This is a genomic window from Streptomyces sp. NPDC032126 (assembly GCF_055580085.1).
In genome coordinates this window covers 450,160-467,206 of the sequence record NZ_JBVIMA010000005.1, presented here as the reverse complement: position 1 = coordinate 467,206, position 17,047 = coordinate 450,160, and the positions used below count along the sequence as shown (strand labels likewise).

Annotated in this window: 16 protein-coding genes; 10 read left to right on the top strand and 6 right to left on the bottom strand. The window is 72.0% G+C overall.

Translation table 11 applies throughout. The features are described from left to right. The first annotated feature begins 256 nt into the window (after positions 1-256). A complete protein-coding gene (locus ACZ5NW_RS21585) occupies positions 257-460 on the top strand; it encodes a cold-shock protein (RefSeq protein WP_014670069.1) in 204 nt (67 codons plus the stop codon). A gap of 403 nt (positions 461-863) precedes the next feature. Here the strand turns inward: ACZ5NW_RS21585 and ACZ5NW_RS21580 are convergent, their stop codons facing one another. Further along, positions 864-1,985: a hypothetical protein gene (locus tag ACZ5NW_RS21580; protein ID WP_468745481.1), complete on the bottom strand. Its 1,122-nt coding sequence runs from the start codon at positions 1,983-1,985 to the stop codon at positions 864-866. Between the two features lie 457 nt (positions 1,986-2,442). Here ACZ5NW_RS21580 and panD point away from each other — a divergent pair, with 457 nt between their 5' ends. Beyond that, a complete protein-coding gene (panD, locus tag ACZ5NW_RS21575) occupies positions 2,443-2,862 on the top strand; it encodes an aspartate 1-decarboxylase (RefSeq protein WP_468745480.1) in 420 nt (139 codons plus the stop codon). Positions 2,863-2,884: 22 nt separating this feature from the next. After that, on the top strand, positions 2,885-3,232 hold the full coding sequence (locus tag ACZ5NW_RS21570; RefSeq protein ID WP_468745479.1) for a GNAT family N-acetyltransferase: 348 nt from the start codon (positions 2,885-2,887) through the stop codon (positions 3,230-3,232). Between the two features lie 363 nt (positions 3,233-3,595). Here ACZ5NW_RS21570 and gndA read toward each other — a convergent pair whose 3' ends face one another. Further along, positions 3,596-5,035 carry an NADP-dependent phosphogluconate dehydrogenase gene (gndA, locus tag ACZ5NW_RS21565; RefSeq protein ID WP_468745478.1) on the bottom strand — a complete coding sequence of 480 codons (1,440 nt, stop codon included), beginning with the start codon at positions 5,033-5,035 and terminating at the stop codon, positions 3,596-3,598. A 291-nt stretch (positions 5,036-5,326) separates the two neighbouring features. Between gndA and ACZ5NW_RS21560 the strand changes: the two genes are divergently transcribed. Then, entirely contained in the window at positions 5,327-6,520 is a 1,194-nt protein-coding gene (locus ACZ5NW_RS21560; protein ID WP_468745477.1) for a transglycosylase family protein, read from the top strand. On the opposite strand, the gene ACZ5NW_RS21555 is transcribed toward ACZ5NW_RS21560, so the two are convergent. Further along, positions 6,510-7,652, bottom strand: coding sequence for a DMT family transporter (locus tag ACZ5NW_RS21555; protein ID WP_468745476.1), 1,143 nt, complete (start codon positions 7,650-7,652; stop codon positions 6,510-6,512). The two genes, ACZ5NW_RS21560 and ACZ5NW_RS21555, sit on opposite strands and share 11 nt — an antisense overlap. A 210-nt stretch (positions 7,653-7,862) precedes the next feature. Here ACZ5NW_RS21555 and ACZ5NW_RS21550 point away from each other — a divergent pair, with 210 nt between their 5' ends. The 5 genes from ACZ5NW_RS21550 to ACZ5NW_RS21530 all read left to right on the top strand — a co-directional run bounded on the left by ACZ5NW_RS21550 (position 7,863) and on the right by ACZ5NW_RS21530 (position 14,206). Next, the gene (locus ACZ5NW_RS21550) at positions 7,863-8,600 is read left to right on the top strand and encodes a (2Fe-2S)-binding protein (protein WP_468745475.1); all 738 of its coding nucleotides are present in this window, start codon (positions 7,863-7,865) and stop codon (positions 8,598-8,600) included. Between the two features lie 38 nt (positions 8,601-8,638). After that, positions 8,639-9,802: a glycogen synthase gene (gene glgA / locus ACZ5NW_RS21545; RefSeq protein WP_468745474.1), complete on the top strand. Its 1,164-nt coding sequence runs from the start codon at positions 8,639-8,641 to the stop codon at positions 9,800-9,802. Positions 9,803-9,878: 76 nt separating this feature from the next. Continuing rightward, complete coding sequence (glgC, locus tag ACZ5NW_RS21540; protein WP_468745473.1) at positions 9,879-11,099, top strand: glucose-1-phosphate adenylyltransferase; 1,221 nt, start codon at positions 9,879-9,881, stop codon at positions 11,097-11,099. A 148-nt stretch (positions 11,100-11,247) separates the two neighbouring features. Beyond that, positions 11,248-12,597: a wax ester/triacylglycerol synthase family O-acyltransferase gene (locus tag ACZ5NW_RS21535; RefSeq protein WP_468745472.1), complete on the top strand. Its 1,350-nt coding sequence runs from the start codon at positions 11,248-11,250 to the stop codon at positions 12,595-12,597. A gap of 103 nt (positions 12,598-12,700) precedes the next feature. Then, positions 12,701-14,206, top strand: coding sequence for an SDR family NAD(P)-dependent oxidoreductase (locus ACZ5NW_RS21530; protein ID WP_468745471.1), 1,506 nt, complete (start codon positions 12,701-12,703; stop codon positions 14,204-14,206). Positions 14,207-14,231: 25 nt separating this feature from the next. Here the strand turns inward: ACZ5NW_RS21530 and ACZ5NW_RS21525 are convergent, their stop codons facing one another. Next, positions 14,232-14,405: a hypothetical protein gene (locus ACZ5NW_RS21525; RefSeq protein ID WP_468745470.1), complete on the bottom strand. Its 174-nt coding sequence runs from the start codon at positions 14,403-14,405 to the stop codon at positions 14,232-14,234. Between the two features lie 217 nt (positions 14,406-14,622). Next, a complete protein-coding gene (locus ACZ5NW_RS21520) occupies positions 14,623-15,072 on the bottom strand; it encodes a hypothetical protein (protein ID WP_468745469.1) in 450 nt (149 codons plus the stop codon). Between the two features lie 298 nt (positions 15,073-15,370). On the opposite strand from ACZ5NW_RS21520, the gene ACZ5NW_RS21515 reads away from it, so the two are divergent. Next, the gene (locus ACZ5NW_RS21515) at positions 15,371-15,544 is read left to right on the top strand and encodes a hypothetical protein (RefSeq protein ID WP_101924606.1); all 174 of its coding nucleotides are present in this window, start codon (positions 15,371-15,373) and stop codon (positions 15,542-15,544) included. A 77-nt stretch (positions 15,545-15,621) separates the two neighbouring features. On the opposite strand, the gene ACZ5NW_RS21510 is transcribed toward ACZ5NW_RS21515, so the two are convergent. Then, entirely contained in the window at positions 15,622-16,965 is a 1,344-nt protein-coding gene (locus ACZ5NW_RS21510) for an amidase (RefSeq protein ID WP_468745468.1), read from the bottom strand. Positions 16,966-17,047: the final 82 nt, after the last annotated feature.

Here is a 17,047-nt window from a genome sequence, read left to right as displayed (position 1 = left end):
CCTCGGCGCCCAGGAGCAAGTGGGCTGAGAGGGCCCCTGGGCAGTCTCCCTTCGTTCCGGGCAGGATGCTGGCGCGTTTTCGCTGGCGGCTTCCGTCCTGGCGTTATAGCGTTGTGATCAGCAGTCGTGGTTCCGAAGCTCCGTTCGCCCGTGATCGCCTCACGGGCGTTCTTGCTGTGCAGCGCCTCTCCGGACCAGGGCGATCACCTCCCGGTCGCGCAGGGTGCGTGCCCGGTTTCCCTCAAAGGAGACAGTCATGGCCAAGGGCACAGTGAAGTGGTTCAACAGCGAGAAGGGCTTCGGCTTCATCGAGCAGGAGGGCGGCGGCCCCGACGTCTTCGCCCACTACTCCAACATCGCCAGCCAGGGCTACCGTGAGCTGCAGGAGGGCCAGAAGGTCGAGTTCGATGTCACGCAGGGCCAGAAGGGCCCGCAGGCTGAGAACATCCGCCCCGCCTGATCGCGGCCTCGGTAAGGGCCCGGCATCCCGGCTTCGGGACGCCGGGCCCTTACCGTCGCACGACGGTTCATCTGACTGCGGGGTGCGGCCGGGCGCCGGCCTGAGACGGGCAAAATGAACGTCCGTTGTTTGACGGACGCGGCATACGCAGGGGAGACAAGCCACAGCGCCGACGCGATGACGATCGCCACCCCAGCCGCCGCGCGCAGCGCGAGCAGGGGCTCCAGCCGGGTCTCCTCGATCGTGAGCCCCGATCGCATGGCCTCCCGGAAGGCTCGCGGCCACGTCACGGGTGTCCGCCTCGCCGAGCTTGTGGCCGTTGCCATGTCCGGCGGGGTGCAGGACGACGGTTGTACTTCTTCACCGGTGCCTGCCTCGTGCCGATGCGCACCTTTGACTGAGGTCACCCGTCAGTGACGTGGTCGTCCTGCAGCGCGCTGCGACGCTCCTGTTCACGCTTGGAGTAGGCGGCCGCCCGGATCGCCTCGTCGCTCTCCAGGCCCGATCCCAGCGCGCCGCCCACCGTGGCGACCGAAGCGACGAACCAGGCCAGCGTCCAGTACTCCGTGGCGTGCAGCGGGGTTCTTGTCATGGAGGCGAACAGCCGGTCGTTGAGGATGAAGAGCGCCCAGACCAGGTTGATGACCGCCAAGCCCGCGTAGCAGACCACGACCCCCATACCCACGGTCACGACCGTCGAGGCGTTGTAGAGAGTCGCCTTCTTCCTCGCCTCCGGCGACACCTCGTCCGTTCGATGCCACAGGCTCGCGTCCACGATCAGCCACCCGATCATCAGCGCGACCGACCCGACCATGGCGATCACCAGGCGTGGCGTGCTCAGGGAGGTGGCAAGGCTCCAGACGGTGGAGTTCACGGTGGCGACCGCCCCCGTGGCGAGCGCGGCCGCCAGGGCCTTCGACAGGCCGGGCACCAAGCGCCAGGGCCGGTTCGCGCGGACCATACCGCCGAGCACCCTCAGGTAACCGCGCGGCCCACTGACGACGTACCGCAGATCGGCGATCTCCTCCTCACCGACCCGGGCCGGACGGATGGGCGCGAGACGACCGGTGAAGGGTCCCCGCAGCGGATGACTTCCCGGCGACTCCTCAACCCCCGTGGTCCACGGGCCCGCCAAGCTGAGCACCGCTTCTTCCACGGCCCGCCGGGCCCTTGTCTGCAGCCGGAAGCCCCCGAGCGTGGGAAGGGACAGCAGCGCCAAGCCGTGTTCGTGACTCAGATCCACCACGAGCTTGACCCCCTGCGAGTGCAGCGGAAGGTCGGTGAGAGCCACGACGATGTCCCAGTTCCCGTCACTTCCGCGGTCCAAGATCCGGTGCATCAAGGTGAGCGGGTCCTCGACCCCTGCGGTGAAGGGCTCGCTGACCACCGTGACGTCGAACCGTCGTCCCTGGTCCGACCTGGCGGCGAGCCGATCAGGAAGCATCCGGGCCATGCGCTGCGCGATCTCCGTCGGCGTATCCGGATCCGCCAGAAGAACCACGACCAAAACGTCCTGTGACGACATGGCTCCTCCTCGTCGGATGCCCCCGCGAGTGCCCACAGGATGCCCCGAGGTAACGGCAACGCCCCCTGACGTGTGGCCCAGCGGCGCTACTTCGAGGCCGTGCCACCTACGTCCGAAGGCTGTTGCAACACGTCGGCGCACCGCACGTGTAGGAAATCAGACCGCCACCGGTCGTGCCCGGCGGACCCACCTCCACTGCGCACCGCCTGCGACCGGGCCGCCGGGTCAGCCGGGCATGGGGTTGATGGGCCCACCTCTCATAACTGACGTATCGCCAAGCAAGTCAGCGTCTGATCAGCATCAGCCCTGGATCGCACGGAAACGCAGGCAGGGAACCCTATCGTCCGAGTGAAGCGATGTTCCTCACAGTCATCGGCTCCGACGCGTGCCGGTGTACAGTAACGACCGCCCTTGACCTGCACAAAGCCGGCAGGGAGCCACCTTCCAGGAGTCCAACATGCTGCGCACCATGTTCAAGTCCAAGATCCATCGCGCCACGGTCACCCAGGCCGACCTGCACTACGTGGGATCGGTGACCATCGACGCCGATCTGCTGGACGCCGCCGACCTGCTGCCCGGCGAGCTCGTCCACATCGTCGACATCACCAACGGCGCCCGCCTGGAGACGTACGTCATCGAGGGCGAGCGCGGCTCCGGCGTGATCGGGATCAACGGTGCCGCGGCCCACCTCGTCCACCCCGGCGATCTCGTGATCATCATCAGTTACGCTCAGGTCTCCGACGCCGAGGCCCGGTCCCTGGTGCCGAGGGTCGTGCACGTGGACCGCGACAACCGGATCGTGGCCCTGGGGGCCGACCCCTCGGAGCCGGTGCCGGGCTCCGACCAGGAGCGCAGCCCGCAGGCCGTGTCGGCCTGACCTTCCCCCGAGGAGCGTGCCCATGAGCGACATCGAGATCCGCGACGACCGGGCGAACGGACGCCTCGAAGCCGTCGGCGCCGACGGGGACGTCGTCGGCCACATCGAGTACTTCGTCCTGGAGTCCCCCGAGCGGGCGCTCGTCCCCGTGCACACCATCGTGGAACCGGCCCACGAGGGGAAGGGCATCGCCGGCTCCCTGGCCCGCGAGCTGTACACGATCGCGGCCGGCGAGGGCGTCCCGGTCGCACCGCTGTGCCCGTACGTCGTGAAGTGGGCCGCCCGCCACCCCGAGGAGGCCCCGGCCGCCGACCCCGAGCTGCTGCGCGCGGCGAAGGCCTGGCTGGCGGCCCACCCCGGCCGCTTCTGAGGCCACATGGCCGTCGGGGGTGACGCCGAAGGGTGAGTGCGGGCCGGGCCGCGGGGTAGTCGGGGCAGTAGTCCAGAGCCACGGTTCACCGACTGGCGGAGGACGTCATGACGAACCCCTACCCGGACCCGGTCCAGCCCCCACCCACGCCCGGCCCCAACCCTGAGCCCCCACCGCCCCCGGACCCGACCCCCACACCCGCACCACCCCCACAGCCTCCCACCCCGGTCCCGGACCCCAGCCCGTCTCCGATCCCCCCGGGCCCGGAGCCGGTCCCCAACCCGGAACCGGGCCCGCCGCTGAGCTGAAACGACGGTGGGCCCCCGACGAGCGGGGGCCCACCGACGAAAAGGGGCGGGGGGGCTAGGCGGACACCTCCGACCGATCCCCACCCCACAGCGTGTGGAACGAGCCCTCCCGGTCCACCCGCCGGTACGTGTGCGCCCCGAAGAAGTCCCGCTGCCCCTGAGTGAGCGCCGCCGGCAGCCGCTCCGCCCGCAACCCGTCGTAGTAGGCGAGCGCCGCCGAGAACCCGGGCGTGGGCACTCCCTGTCGCGTCGCGGCGATGATCACCTCGCGCCAGTCGTCCTGGGCCGCCGCGATCTCGCGCGCGAACGTCTCGTCGGACAGCAGGCTCGGCAGATCGGCCCGAGCGTCGTACGCCGCACGGATCCGGTCCAGGAACGCCGCGCGGATGATGCACCCGCCCCGCCAGATCGACGACACCGCCCCGAGGTCGATGTCCCAGCCGTACTCCTCGCTGCCCGCGGCGATCTCATGGAATCCCTGCGTGTACGAGACGATCTTCGAGGCGTACAGCGCCTGCTCGACCCGGTCGGCGAACGCGCCCGCCTCCGCCTCGCTCAGCGGGGACGCCGTGGGCCCGGCCAGCCCCCGCGACGCGTCCCGCAGCGCCGCGTGGCCCGAGAGCGACCGCGCGAAGACGGCCTCCGCGATCCCGGACACCGGAACGCCCAGGTCGAGGGCGATCTGGACGGTCCAGCGGCCCGTGCCCTTCTGCTCCGCCTGGTCCACCACGACATCCACGAAGGGCTTACCGGTCGCCGCGTCCACATGGGACAGCACCTCGGCCGTGATCTCGATGAGGTACGAGTCGAGCCGCCCGGTGTTCCACGTCCGGAAGATCTCCGCGATCTGCCCGGGGGAGTACCCGCCGACGTCCCGCAGCAGCTGGTACGCCTCACCGATCAGCTGCATGTCGGCGTACTCGATGCCGTTGTGCACCATCTTCACGAAGTGGCCCGCGCCGTCGGGGCCCACGTGCGTCACACAGGGCGCCCCGTCCGCCGCCTTCGCGGAGATCTTCTCCAGCATCGGACCGAGCGAGTCGTACGACTCGGTCGACCCGCCCGGCATGATGCTCGGCCCGTGCAGCGCGCCCTCCTCGCCGCCGGAGATCCCCGTGCCGACGAAGTGGATGCCGTGTTCCCGCAGCTCACGCTCGCGGCGCCGGGTGTCGGCGAAGTGCGCGTTGCCCCCGTCGATGATCATGTCGCCGGGTTCCAGGAGCGGGGCGAACTCCTGGATCACCGCGTCGGTCGGCTCCCCGGCCTTCACCATGATCACAAGTCGGCGGGGACGCTCCAGCGCCGCCACGAACTCCTTGGCGGTCTCGGCCGCGACGAACTCTCCCTCGTGCCCGAACTCCTCCACCAGCGCGCGCGTCCGGGCCGAGGTCCGGTTGTGCACGGCCACGGTGTAGCCGTTGCGCGCGAAGTTCCGGGCGAGGTTGCGGCCCATGACCGCGAGTCCCGTGACGCCGATCTGGGCTGAACTGCTCATACCGCCTGCTCCTCGAAGATTCGTCAATCACGTAGAGGTGGTGCCGGTCGTGCTCGCCAGTATGGTCCTTCGACCATGCTGACGTGCCGGTACGCGGACCGCACACCGGTCCGGCGGGCATGAGTACGCACGGAAGGCGCAGTTCGCCTCACCGTCGGCGCGGGAGATCCGGCCAAAGCACGTCGGTTATGCGCCACTTGCCGGACGGACGCGGCCGATTGCCGCCTTGTCCTGGCCTGTTCACAGCGCGTACTTTTGCCCCTCCTGACGCGCGTCGAGGGGGCTTGAGACATGGCCGTACGCGGCCGGCATCGCCGGTATCAGCCGAACAGGATCAACCGAGCCTCGCTCACCGTGACCGCGGGCGGCGCCGGCATGGCGATCCCCCTCATAGGAGCCGGCGCGGCCCAGGCGGCCGACGTGGACACCTGGAACAAGGTCGCCGCGTGCGAGTCGACCGACGACTGGAACATCAACTCCGGCAACGGCTACTACGGCGGGCTCCAGTTCACCCAGTCCACCTGGGAGGCGTACGGCGGCCTGAAGTACGCGGGACGCGCGGATCTGGCCACCAAGGACCAGCAGATCGCCGTGGCGGAGAAGGTGCTCGACGGCCAGGGGCCGGGCGCCTGGCCGGTCTGCTCGGTACGGGCCGGGCTCAGCCGGGGCGGCGACACCCCGGACATCCACCCCGCCGGCACACGGAGCGGCCCCGCGAAGACCTCGTCCGCCCGGCGTTCCGCGCCGGACGTCCAGCCGCAGACCACGCCCCAGTCGCGGGCCGGGAAGACCGACATGTACACGGTGGTCCGGGGCGACACGCTCTCCGGCATCGCGGCGGAACGCCGCGTCGAGGGCGGCTGGCAGCGGCTCTACGCGGCCAACCGGACGACCATCGGCGCCGACCCCGACCTGATCCTGCCCGGCCAGCGCCTGAGCCTGACGGACCGGGCCAGGGCCAAGGAGGCCGCCGCACCGCCCCGCAGCGCCCCGCCGAAGGCGAAGCCGAAGCCCAGGACCGCGGCCAAGCCCCAGCACCACAAGGCGGCCGAGCGGGCCACCCATGTGGCGTCCGACCGGGCCACGCGCGTGGCACCCGTCACCGCGGCCACCGGGACGCCGTACCACGCCACCGGCTCCTCCTGGTCGAAGGGCTATCACACCGGCGTCGACTTCCCCGTGCCGACCGGCACGTCGGTGCGGGCGGTCGGGGCGGGCGAGGTCGTCGACGCGGGCTGGGGCGGCTCCTTCGGCTACCAGGTCGTCATCCGGCACGCCGACGGCCACTACTCGCAGTACGCCCACCTGTCGGCGATCTCCGTGCGCTCCGGGCAGTCGGTCAACACCGGTCAGCGCATCGGCCGTTCGGGCTCCACGGGCAACAGCACGGGCCCGCATCTGCACTTCGAGGTGCGGACGGGGCCCGGTTTCGGCACGGACATCGACCCGGTGGCCTACCTCCGGGCCGGCGGCGTCAGTATTTGACCCGTATCCGATGCCGGTCGAGGACCGGCATCGGGATGTACGAGGCGTACGGCCAGCTGTAGAAGGGCCCGTACAACGGCGTCGGACCGGCGGCGGGCTCGTTGTCGGCCGCGGGCGCCGACACGCCCTCGCTCAGCGCGGCCAGCGGCTGCTCCGGCACCGCGTCGAGGAGGTCCGGCACCGTGTCGGGCACTACAGGCAGCTCGGGCGCCGGGATCACGACCGGCTCGGCCGGCGCCGGAATCCCCGGCTCGGGCCGGGCGTCCTCGGCCGTCCGCGCCTCGGTGGCCGGCACCTGCTCCGGGCCGCCGATGCGCTCGGTGGTGAGCAGGATCAGCCCGCCCGCCGCCACCACACCGCAGCCCAGCGCGAGCACCGTGCCCGTGGTGCCGTAGCGGAACGTCTCGCCGAACATCGTGATGCCCACGGCGGCCGCGACCACCGGGTTGACCACGGTCAGGGTGGCCAGCGGGGCCGCGAGGCCAGCGCCCCGGTAGGACGCCTGCGACAGCAGCACACCGGCGACGGCGAACACGGCGACCGCGCCGAACGTCGGCAACTCCGTCGCCCGCAGGCCGCCGGTCCAGTCGACCGTGACGGTCTTGGTGAACACCGACGACATGCCGAACGCGATGCCCGACCCGGTCGCCAGCAGCACGCTGCGCACCGCCGGATGCCGGTGGGCCGCCCGGCCCGCGATCATCAGGGCCACGACCGCACCGCCGGTCACCAGTGCCACGCTCGCCCGCTGGGCGCCGCTCAGCGACTGCGCGTCGGAGGAGCCGACCACGGAGAGCAGACCGGCCAGACCGACCGTCGCCATGACGGCGCCGCGCCAGGCGGTGTTGCCGGCCTTGCGGCCCACGAAGAGCGCCGCCATCGGCAGCGCGAACACGATCGTCAGGGCGCCGAGCGGCTGCACCAGGCTGAGGGGGCCGTAGGCGAGGGCCACGACGTGCAGCAGCCCGCCGAGGCCGTTCAGCGCGATCGCCGCCCACCAGCTCGGGCGGCGCATCGGCGCGTACTGCTCGTCGGGGGAGGAGACCGCGACCTGCTCCTGCACGATCGCCCCGGCCGCGTAGGCGACGGCGGAGACGAGCGACAGGACCACGGACAACGCGAGGGCGCTCATGAAGTGCTCCTCTGCGTGGGGCGGGGCCGCGGGGCCCGGCGTGGCGAACGGTCGGCTTCCATAGCCAACACGATCCCCCCTCACGCCATTCCCGTCGTCGTACCTGAGCACTCAATGCGTCCTACTGCCGATGGAGTACGTGGCAACGCCCCTCCTCCCCAGGGCGGGTGTCGGTCTCGGCCACCCCCTAGATGCCGCCCACGGGCGCCCTTGGTACTACTGCACCTCGTGGACCTCGCCCCCGGACTCGCAGCCCTCCGCCCGCTCGGCGGCTTCTTCGTCCTACGCGCGGCCGGAGAGCCGCCCCGGCCGCTGCCGACCCTCGCGGACGCGTACGCGAACCGGACGTCGGATGTTTACGGAGATCCGCTGTCTTTCCGCGTCCGGAAAGTGGCCCTCGGTATCCACGCCCCCGAGCAGCGCGTCGCCGCGTCCGTCGCCCACCAGGCACTCGCGGCCCGGCTGTGGTCCGTCGCCCTGGGCTGCGCCGCGCTCCACGGCCGGCTCCCCGACCTGGACGCCGGCCTGCTGCGCTGGGACCCCGGCGCGAGCGCGCCGGACGACCTGTGGCTGACGGCCGTACGCCCGGCGCCGACGGACGAGTTGGCCGATGTCGTCCTGCGCGGCCACCTCGAACCGCTCGCCGCGGCCCTGCGCGCCGAGCACCGGCTCGCCGAAGGGCTGCTGCGGGGCAACGCGGCCTCCGCGCTGGCCGGCGCCGCCCGGCAGCTGGAGCGGTGGGCACGGGCGCACGGGCGCGCCGACGTCGCCCGCACCGCCCGTGACCTGACCGCGCGCCTGCTCACGCACCCGTACCTGGCGGGAACCCTCGACGGGGCCCGGCGCCGCAGTTGCTGCCTCTACTACCGGGTGCCGGGCGGCGGTGTCTGCGGCGACTGCTGCTTCACCCGGCCCCCGCGCTCTTCCCCACGCGCCGCGTCTGGGTGACCATGGGGGAACCGGCCACGAAGAACGGGGGGTTCCGGGTGCGAGTGGGACTGCTGACCCGGGAATACCCCCCGGACGTGTACGGCGGAGCGGGCGTCCATGTCGAGTTCCTCGCCCGGGAGTTGAGACCCCTGGTCGACCTCGACGTGCACTGCTGGGGCGAGGTCACCCCGCGCGAGAAGGCCGCCGGGGTGCTGCGCCACCGCCCGTGGGCCGCGCTCGACGGGGGCAACGACGCGCTGCGCACCTTCTCCGTGGACCTGGCGATGGCCGCCGCCCTGGAGGGCCGCGAACTCGTCCACTCCCACACCTGGTACGCCAATCTGGCCGGCCATGTCGCCAAGCTCCTGCACGGCGTCCCCCATGTGATGACCGCGCACTCGCTGGAGCCGCTGCGCCCCTGGAAGGCCGAGCAACTCGGCGGCGGATACGCCCTGTCGAGCTGGGCGGAGCGCACCGCGATCGAGTCCGCCGACGCGGTGATCGCCGTCTCCGGCGCCATGCGCGCCGACATCCTCGACTGCTATCCGGCGCTGGACCCGGCCAGGGTCCACGTGGTGCACAACGGCATCGACACCACCCTGTACCGCCCCGACCCCGGCACCGACGCCCTCACCCGGATCGGCCTCGACCCGGACCGTCCGTACGTCCTGTTCGTCGGCCGGATCACCCGCCAGAAGGGCGTGCCCCAGCTGCTGCGCGCCGTGCGGGACATCGACCCGGCGGCGCAGGTCGTGCTGTGCGCGGGCGCGCCCGACACGCCGGAGATCGACCGGGAGTTCCGCGAGCTGTTCGAGCAGCTGAGCCGGGTGCGCGACGGGGTGCACTGGATCCCGCGGATGCTGCCCCGGCCCGAGGTGATCCAGCTGCTCACCCACGCGGCCGTGTTCGTCTGCCCCTCGGTGTACGAACCGCTCGGCATCGTCAACCTGGAGGCGATGGCCTGCGGCACCCCCGTCGTGGCGTCCCGGGTCGGTGGGATACCGGAGGTGGTCGAGGACGGCCGCACCGGGCTGCTCGTCCCGCTGGACGACGCCTTCGAGGCCGGGCTCGCCCGGGCGCTGGACGCGCTGCTCACGAACCCCGAGGCCGCCCGGCGCATGGGCGAGGCCGGGCGGGAACGCGCGGTGGCCGAGTTCGGCTGGGACACGGTCGCCCGCCGCACCGTCCGGCTCTACGAGAAGGTCCGCGCACAGGCGTAAGGCCCGAGATCGTCGGACAGGGTTGTTTCGGGCGGGGTGGGGCAAGACTGGTTCTACCAGGTGAGGGGAGCGGCCCATGCGTCGTGGCGGACCTTCGGTGCTCGGGATCGTACTGGCGGGCGGAGAGGGCAAACGGCTGATGCCCCTGACCGCCGACCGGGCGAAACCCGCGGTCACCTTCGGCGGGACCTACCGGCTCGTCGACTTCGTGCTGTCCAACCTCGTCAACGCCGACATCCTGCGCATCTGTGTGCTGACGCAGTACAAGTCGCACTCGCTGGACCGGCACATCACCACCACCTGGCGGATGTCGAGCCTGCTCGGCAACTACGTCACCCCGGTCCCCGCCCAGCAGCGGCTCGGCCCGCGCTGGTACCTGGGCAGCGCCGACGCCCTGCTCCAGTCGCTGAACCTGGTCTACGACGAGCGGCCGGAGTACGTGGCCGTCTTCGGCGCCGACCACGTCTACCGCATGGACCCGCGCCAGATGCTCGCCCAGCACATCGACAGCGGGGCCGGCGTCACGGTGGCCGGGATCCGGGTGCCGCGCGCCGAGTCGTCGTCCTTCGGTGTGATCACCCCCGGCTCCGACGGACGGACCGTCGACCGCTTCCTGGAGAAGCCCGCCGACCCGCCCGGCCTCGCGGACGACCCGGACTGCGTGTTCGCCTCGATGGGCAACTACATCTTCACCACCAAGGCCCTCATCGAGGCCCTCCAGCGCGACGCCGAGGACGAGGACTCCGTGCACGACATGGGCGGCTCGATCCTGCCCCAGCTCACCGCGCGCGGCGAGGCGCACCTGTACGACTTCAGCGAGAACCACGTCCCCGGCGAGACCAGCCGCGACCAGGGCTACTGGCGTGACGTCGGCACGCTCGACGCGTACTACGAGGCCCACATGGACCTGATCGCCGAGCGCCCCGCCTTCAACCTGTACAACCGCAGCTGGCCCATCTACACCCACTCCAACCAGCTCTCGCCGGCCCGCTTCAACGCGGGCGGCATGGCCAGCGAGTCGATCATCAGCGCCGGCTGTCTGATCCGGGGACAGGTCTCCCGGTCCGTGCTGTCGCCGGGTGTGCTGGTCGACCCGGGCGCCGTCGTGCAGGGCTCGGTGCTGCACGACAATGTGCACATCGGCCGGGGCGCGGTGGTGCGCGGGGCGGTGCTCGACAAGAACGTCGAGGTGCCGCCGGGAGCCACCATCGGGGTGAACCCGGAGCGGGACGCCGAGCTGTACACCGTCTCCGAGTCCGGGGTGATCGCGCTCGGGAAGGGCCAGCGCGTGACGTAGGTGTCGAAGGGGTACCGACGGGGCAAGATGGCCCAAAATGGCGCAGACTTAATCCGCTGTTAACTGTACGTAGCCTGATCGTACTTGACCGTAATCGCCCGCAGGGGATTGACTGCTGCCTCACCCGTCGTCGACGCGAGGCAACCCCTTGACTGAAGATCTGCTGGCACCCCTCGACCTGGCGTTCTGGAACATCGAGTCCCCCGAGCACCCGATGCACCTCGGTGCCCTGGGTATCTTCTCGGCGACCTCGCCCACCGCGGGCGCCCACGCCGCCGATCTGCTCGCGGCCCGCGCCGCCGCCGTACCCGGACTGCGCATGCGGATCCGCGACGTCTGGCAGCCCTTCGGCCCACGGCTCGACCTGCGCCGGCCGCTGGCCGTCGGCGGCGCCGCCCGGGAACCCGACCCCCGCTTCGACCCGCTGAACCACGTGCGGCTGCACGCCCCGACCGCCGACTTCCAGACCGAGGCCGGCCGCCTCATGGAACGCCCCCTGGAGCGCGGCCGCCCGCCGTGGGAGGCGCATGTGCTGCCCGGCGCGGACGGCGTCTCCTTCGCCGTGCTGTTCAAGTTCCACCACGCCCTCGCCGACGGGCTGCGCGCGCTCGGCCTCGCCGCCGCCGTCCTCGACCCGATGGATCTGCCCGCACCCCGGCCCCGCGCCGCGGAGCCGGCCCGGGGACGCCTGCCCGACGTGCGCAGACTGCCCGGCCTGGTGCGCGGCGCCCTGTCCGACGTCGGGCGCGCCCTCGACATCGGTGCCTCGGTCGCCGTGTCGAGCCTGGGCACCCGCCCCGTCCCGGCGCTCACCGCCGAACCCACCGGCACCCGCCGCACCGCCGGCGTCGTCCTCGACCTGGACGACGTGCACCGCGTGCGCAAGACCGTCGGCGGGACCGTCAACGACGTCCTGATCGCCGTCGTCGCCGGAGCCCTGCGCCGCTGGCTCGACGAACGCGGCGACGGCAGCGAGGGCGTCGCGCCGCGCGCCCTCATCCCCGTCTCCAAGCGCCGCCCGCGCACCGCGCACCCCCAGGGCAACCGGCTCTCCGGCTACTTGATACGGCTTCCCGTCGGCGACCCCGACCCGCTCGGCCGCCTCGGCGCGGTCCGCGCGTCCATGGACCGCAACAAGGACGCCGGGCCCGGCCGGGGCGCCGGCGCCGTCGCCCTGCTCGCCGATCACGTCCCCGCCCTCGGCCACCGCCTCGGCGGGCCTCTGGTGAGCCAGGCCGCCCGCCTGTGGTTCGACATCCTCGTCACCAGCGTGCCGCTGCCCAGCTTCGGCCTGAAGCTCGGCGGCAACCCGGTCACCCAGGTCTTCCCGTTCGCCCCGCTGGCCCGCGGCCAGTCCCTGGCGATCGCCGTCTCGACGTATCGCGGCCATGTCCACTACGGCCTCGTCGCCGACGCGGAGGCGGTACCGGACCTGGACGTCCTGGCCCGGGCCCTCACCGACGAGGTGGAGACGCTCATCACCGCCTGCGAGGCTTGACCCTCCCGATTTTTGGAGGACCGGCCCGGCGCTCCGTAGAATTCACCGTTCGAAAGCGGACGCGGTCGGAGCGCCGCACGGGGCAGCAGGGAACGGCAGCGCGATGACGGTGACAGAGGACGGCTCGGCGATCACGGAAGAGGCCGTGGACGAGGTCGTGTACGGCCCCGGGATCGACCCCGAGCGGCTGGCCGTCTGCCTCAGCGTGCTCGACGAGCTCGACAAGCTGGAGGTCGACCACCCCGACGCCATCGCCGTGCGCCGGGCCACCGCCGGCATCTACCGCACCGTCAAGCAGCGCCGCCGCCAGGAGCGCCGGGCCGCCAAGACCGCCCACGACAAGGCGGTCACCGAGGCCACCGCCACGGGCTCCGCGCAGCGCATCGACGACGAGACCGAGGGCATCCTGCCGTCGTCCGTCACCGAGGCCGGCAAGATCGCGGGGATACTCCAGCGCCCCCGCTCCTGCTACACCTGCAAGACGCGGTACGTGGAAGTCGACTACTTCTACCACCAGCTCTGTCCGGACTGCGCCGCGCTGAACCGCGCCAAGCGCGACGCCCGCGCCGACCTCACCGGCAAGCGCGCCCTGCTCACCGGCGGCCGCGCCAAGATCGGCATGTACATCGCGCTGCGGCTGCTGCGCGACGGCGCCCACACGACCATCACCACGCGCTTCCCCAAGGACGCCATCCGCCGCTTCAAGGCCATGGACGACTCCGGGGACTGGATGCACCGCCTGGAGGTCGTCGGCATCGACCTGCGCGACCCGGCCCAGGCGGTCGCCCTCGCCGACCAGGTCGCCGAGGCCGGTCCCCTAGACATCCTCGTCAACAACGCGACCCAGACCGTACGGCGTCTGCCGTCCGCGTACGCCGCCCTGGTCGAGGGCGAGAGCGCCCCGCTGCCCGCCGGTGAGCTGCCCGCCCACCACGTCATCGGCGCCTTCGGCTCCGGCGCCGTCGACGGCCTCGCCTCGCTGCCCGCCGGGATCTCCGGCATCGACGCCCAGCAGGTCGCCGACCTCGCGCTCGTCGCGGGCAACGCCAGCGTCGCCAAGCACCTCGACGGCACCGCCATCGACGCGGGTGGCCTCGTCCCCGACGTCGTCGACACCAACACCTGGGTGCAGACCATCGAGCAGATCTCCCCGGTGGAGCTCCTTGAGACCCAGCTGTGCAACTACACGGCGCCGTTCATCCTGATCAGCAAGCTCCGCCCGAGCATGGCCGAGGCCGCGAAGAAGGCGGCGAGCGGCCGGGCGTACGTCGTGAACGTCTCCGCGATGGAGGGCGTCTTCGGCCGCGGCTACAAGGGTGCGGGCCACCCCAACACCAACGCCGCCAAGGCCGCCATGAACATGGTCACGCGGACCAGCGGCCAGGAGATGTTCCAGACCGACGGCATCCTCATGACCTCCGTCGACACCGGCTGGATCACCGACGAGCGCCCCCACTTCGACAAGCTGCGACTGGCCGAGGAGGGTTTCCACGCCCCCCTCGACCTCGTCGACGGCGCGGCCCGCGTCTACGACCCGATCGTGCGCGGCGAGGCCGGCGAGGACGTCTACGGGGTCTTCTTGAAGGACTACGCGCCCGGCAAGTGGTAGGTCCCCGCCGCCGTCTCCCGGGCCGTCAGAAGGGGTGGGCGCTGTCGGCGATGTCCGACCAGGCGATCCCGAACAGCAGCGCGGCCACCCCGGCGAGGACCGCGGCCAGGGCGAGCGCGTAGAAGAGAACGATCCGGGAGAGGGCATGGTGCTCCGCCACGGTGCGCGGGCGGCGCGGGGGAGGCTCCGTCTGGCTCATGTCCGCCACCTTCCTCGGCGGCGACCGGCCGGGAGCGTCCCGTCCTGTGCGCCGAGACGTGCCGCCCGGCGGTCCCACCTCCATGATCGCACCGCGCGCAGGGGCTGTCCTCAGCGGCGATGGCCGGGGTCTGCCCCGAGCGGCGACGGCCGGGCTCTTCGCGGGCTGCGACTGCAGGGCCTGCCCTGAGTGCGACGGCCGGGGCCCTTCGCACGGCTCAGTCGACCGCGCCCAGGCGTGCGTGTCGTTCGGCGACCAGCTCCAGTACCGTCCGCCAGTCCTCCAGGACACCGGCGTCGAAGCCCGCGGTCCGGGCCTCCTCGTCGGCCTGGCGCAGACGCTGCAGATCGTCGTCGGCCAAGGTGTCCTGCCAGGGGTGGCGGCGCATCAGGCCGGCCACCCGCTCGCCGAGCAGGGGGCGCACGGCGTCGGCGGTGAGCTCGGCGCGGACCGCGGCGTCGGTCGGGCACAGCAGCCGGCCGACGGGGTGGATCAGCCCCGTGAGCTGGAGCTCCTTGTCGGCCGGGCGGCCTCGGCGCAGCAGGGCGGCGGTCTGCAGCGCGTGATCGTGCAGGTCCACCGCGGGGCCGCCGCGCGCCGGGGCGTCCCACACCCCCCGGCAGGCGTACAGCAGGTCCATCAGCTCCTCGACGCTGCGCAGCTCCATGCGTCAGTCCTCCCGCGAGACAGCCGTTGCGGCACACCAGCAGATCAGGGTGAGCTTGCGCCCGCACCAACGGCGTCTGAACTGACCGGCCGACTCGCCGTGGGGCTCGCCCTCCGTAGGCCGAAGGAGTGAGCTACTAAGGGTGAATTACCGGGCATTCAGGTCAATTCACCTGGGACGACACATGGGTGACTTGCCATGGTTACCCCAAATTTTCAGCGCTATCGAGCAGGGCTCTGCTCATTTGGTTAATCTGTAGCACGACCAGCGGGGTGACCCGACACATAAGGAGTGCGCGGTGACACCGGAGAAGACGAATCGAGAACAACGCCCCAAGGAACGTCCGGAGCGAGCCGGCCGTAGGCCGGGACAGCTCGGCAGCCTCGATGTGTGGGCGCGCTCCGCCCCGATCCGCTTGGCCGGCTACGAGGACGACCTCGCCGAACCGCACATCCTGCCCAGCGTGGACTGACCGGCGGGATCGATCCACCGAGAAGCCGCGGCCACCGACCGGCCGCGGCTTCGGCCTGGGCACCGGTCCGCGGCAGATCAGTCGAGCGGTGCCGTCCGCCGCCAGGGACGCAGGTCCTCCAGCTGTTCCGCCAGGTCCAGCAGCCGCGCCTCCGAACCGGGTCGGCCCACCAGCTGGACCGCGCAGGGAGCCCCGGACGGCAGCGTGCCGAGCGGGACCGACATCGCGGGCCAGCCGGTGAGGTTCCACGGCGGAGTGAACGGCGAGTAGGCCGAGTTGACGGCGAGGTTGCGCAGCCAGCCCCGCTCGTGCCAGGGCGCCGCCCGGGGGGACCGGCGGGCGAGCGCCGGCGTGAGCAGGACGTCGTACTCGGCGAAGAACGGCTCCAGGCGTTGGCGCAGTTCCTCGCGGCTCCCACCGCTGCGCACCCGCCCCAGGAACCGGCGTCCGATCGCCGCGTGGACCCGGGTCCGTCGGGTCAGCAGCGTCGCGTCGAGGTTCCGCGCGTCCACGGCCGTCCCCGCCGTCCAGTGCGCGAGCGAGACGAGGTTCAGCGACAGCGGATACGGCGGATCGGCGCGGCGCACCTGGTGACCGGCCTTGATGAGCAGTCCGGCGGCCTCCCGGACGGCGGCCGCGTAGGGCCGGCTGACGGTGACCCCGGTGACGGGGCTGCGCAGCGATACGGCGACCGAGCGGGCCGTGGGCGCCTCCCGCCGTGGGACCTCGGCGTCGGCGAGGAGCGACAGCATCAGCCGCGCGTCCTCCACCGTCGTCGCGAGCGGGCCGTTCTCCGACATGCCGAACCAGTCGCCGTCGCCGATACCGGCCGGCACCACGCCGAAGCCGGGTTTGATCGTGACCAGACCGCAGTTGGCCGCGGGGATGCGCAGTGAGCCCATGCCGTCGTTGCCGAGGGCGATCGGCACCATGCCCGCGGCGACCGCGGCCGCGCTGCCGCCGGACGAGCCGCCCGCCGTGCGCGTGGTGTCCCACGGATTGCGCGACGTGCCGTGGACGCCCTCGGTGGTCCCGAAGATGCACAGCTCGGGCACGTTCGTCAGCCCCACGACCACGGCTCCCGCGGCCCGCAGCCGGGCCACGGTCACATGGTCCTCGCGCGCGGGGGTGTCCGGGGTCGCGGCGGAGCCGACCCGGGTGGACTCGCCGCGCACGGCGAGATTGTCCTTGACCGCCACGGGCACGCCCGCCAGGGGCAGTTCGGCCAGGTCGGGGCGGGAGCCCACCTCGTCGGCCTCGGCGAGCGCGGCCTCCGTCCGGACGACCCGGAAGGCGCCGATCCGGTCGTCGAGCCGTGTGATCCGGGCGAGATGCTCGGCCACCACCTCACGAGGGGTGACCTGCTTCTCGCGGACGGCGGCGGCGATCTCGGCGGCGGTGCGGCCGACCCAACTGGTCACGGGCGCTCCTCGGGATGGGCGGGAACCGTGAGCTTACCGGCGAGTGAAGGTGCCTGACAGCTATCGGACGGCTGCTCGACGA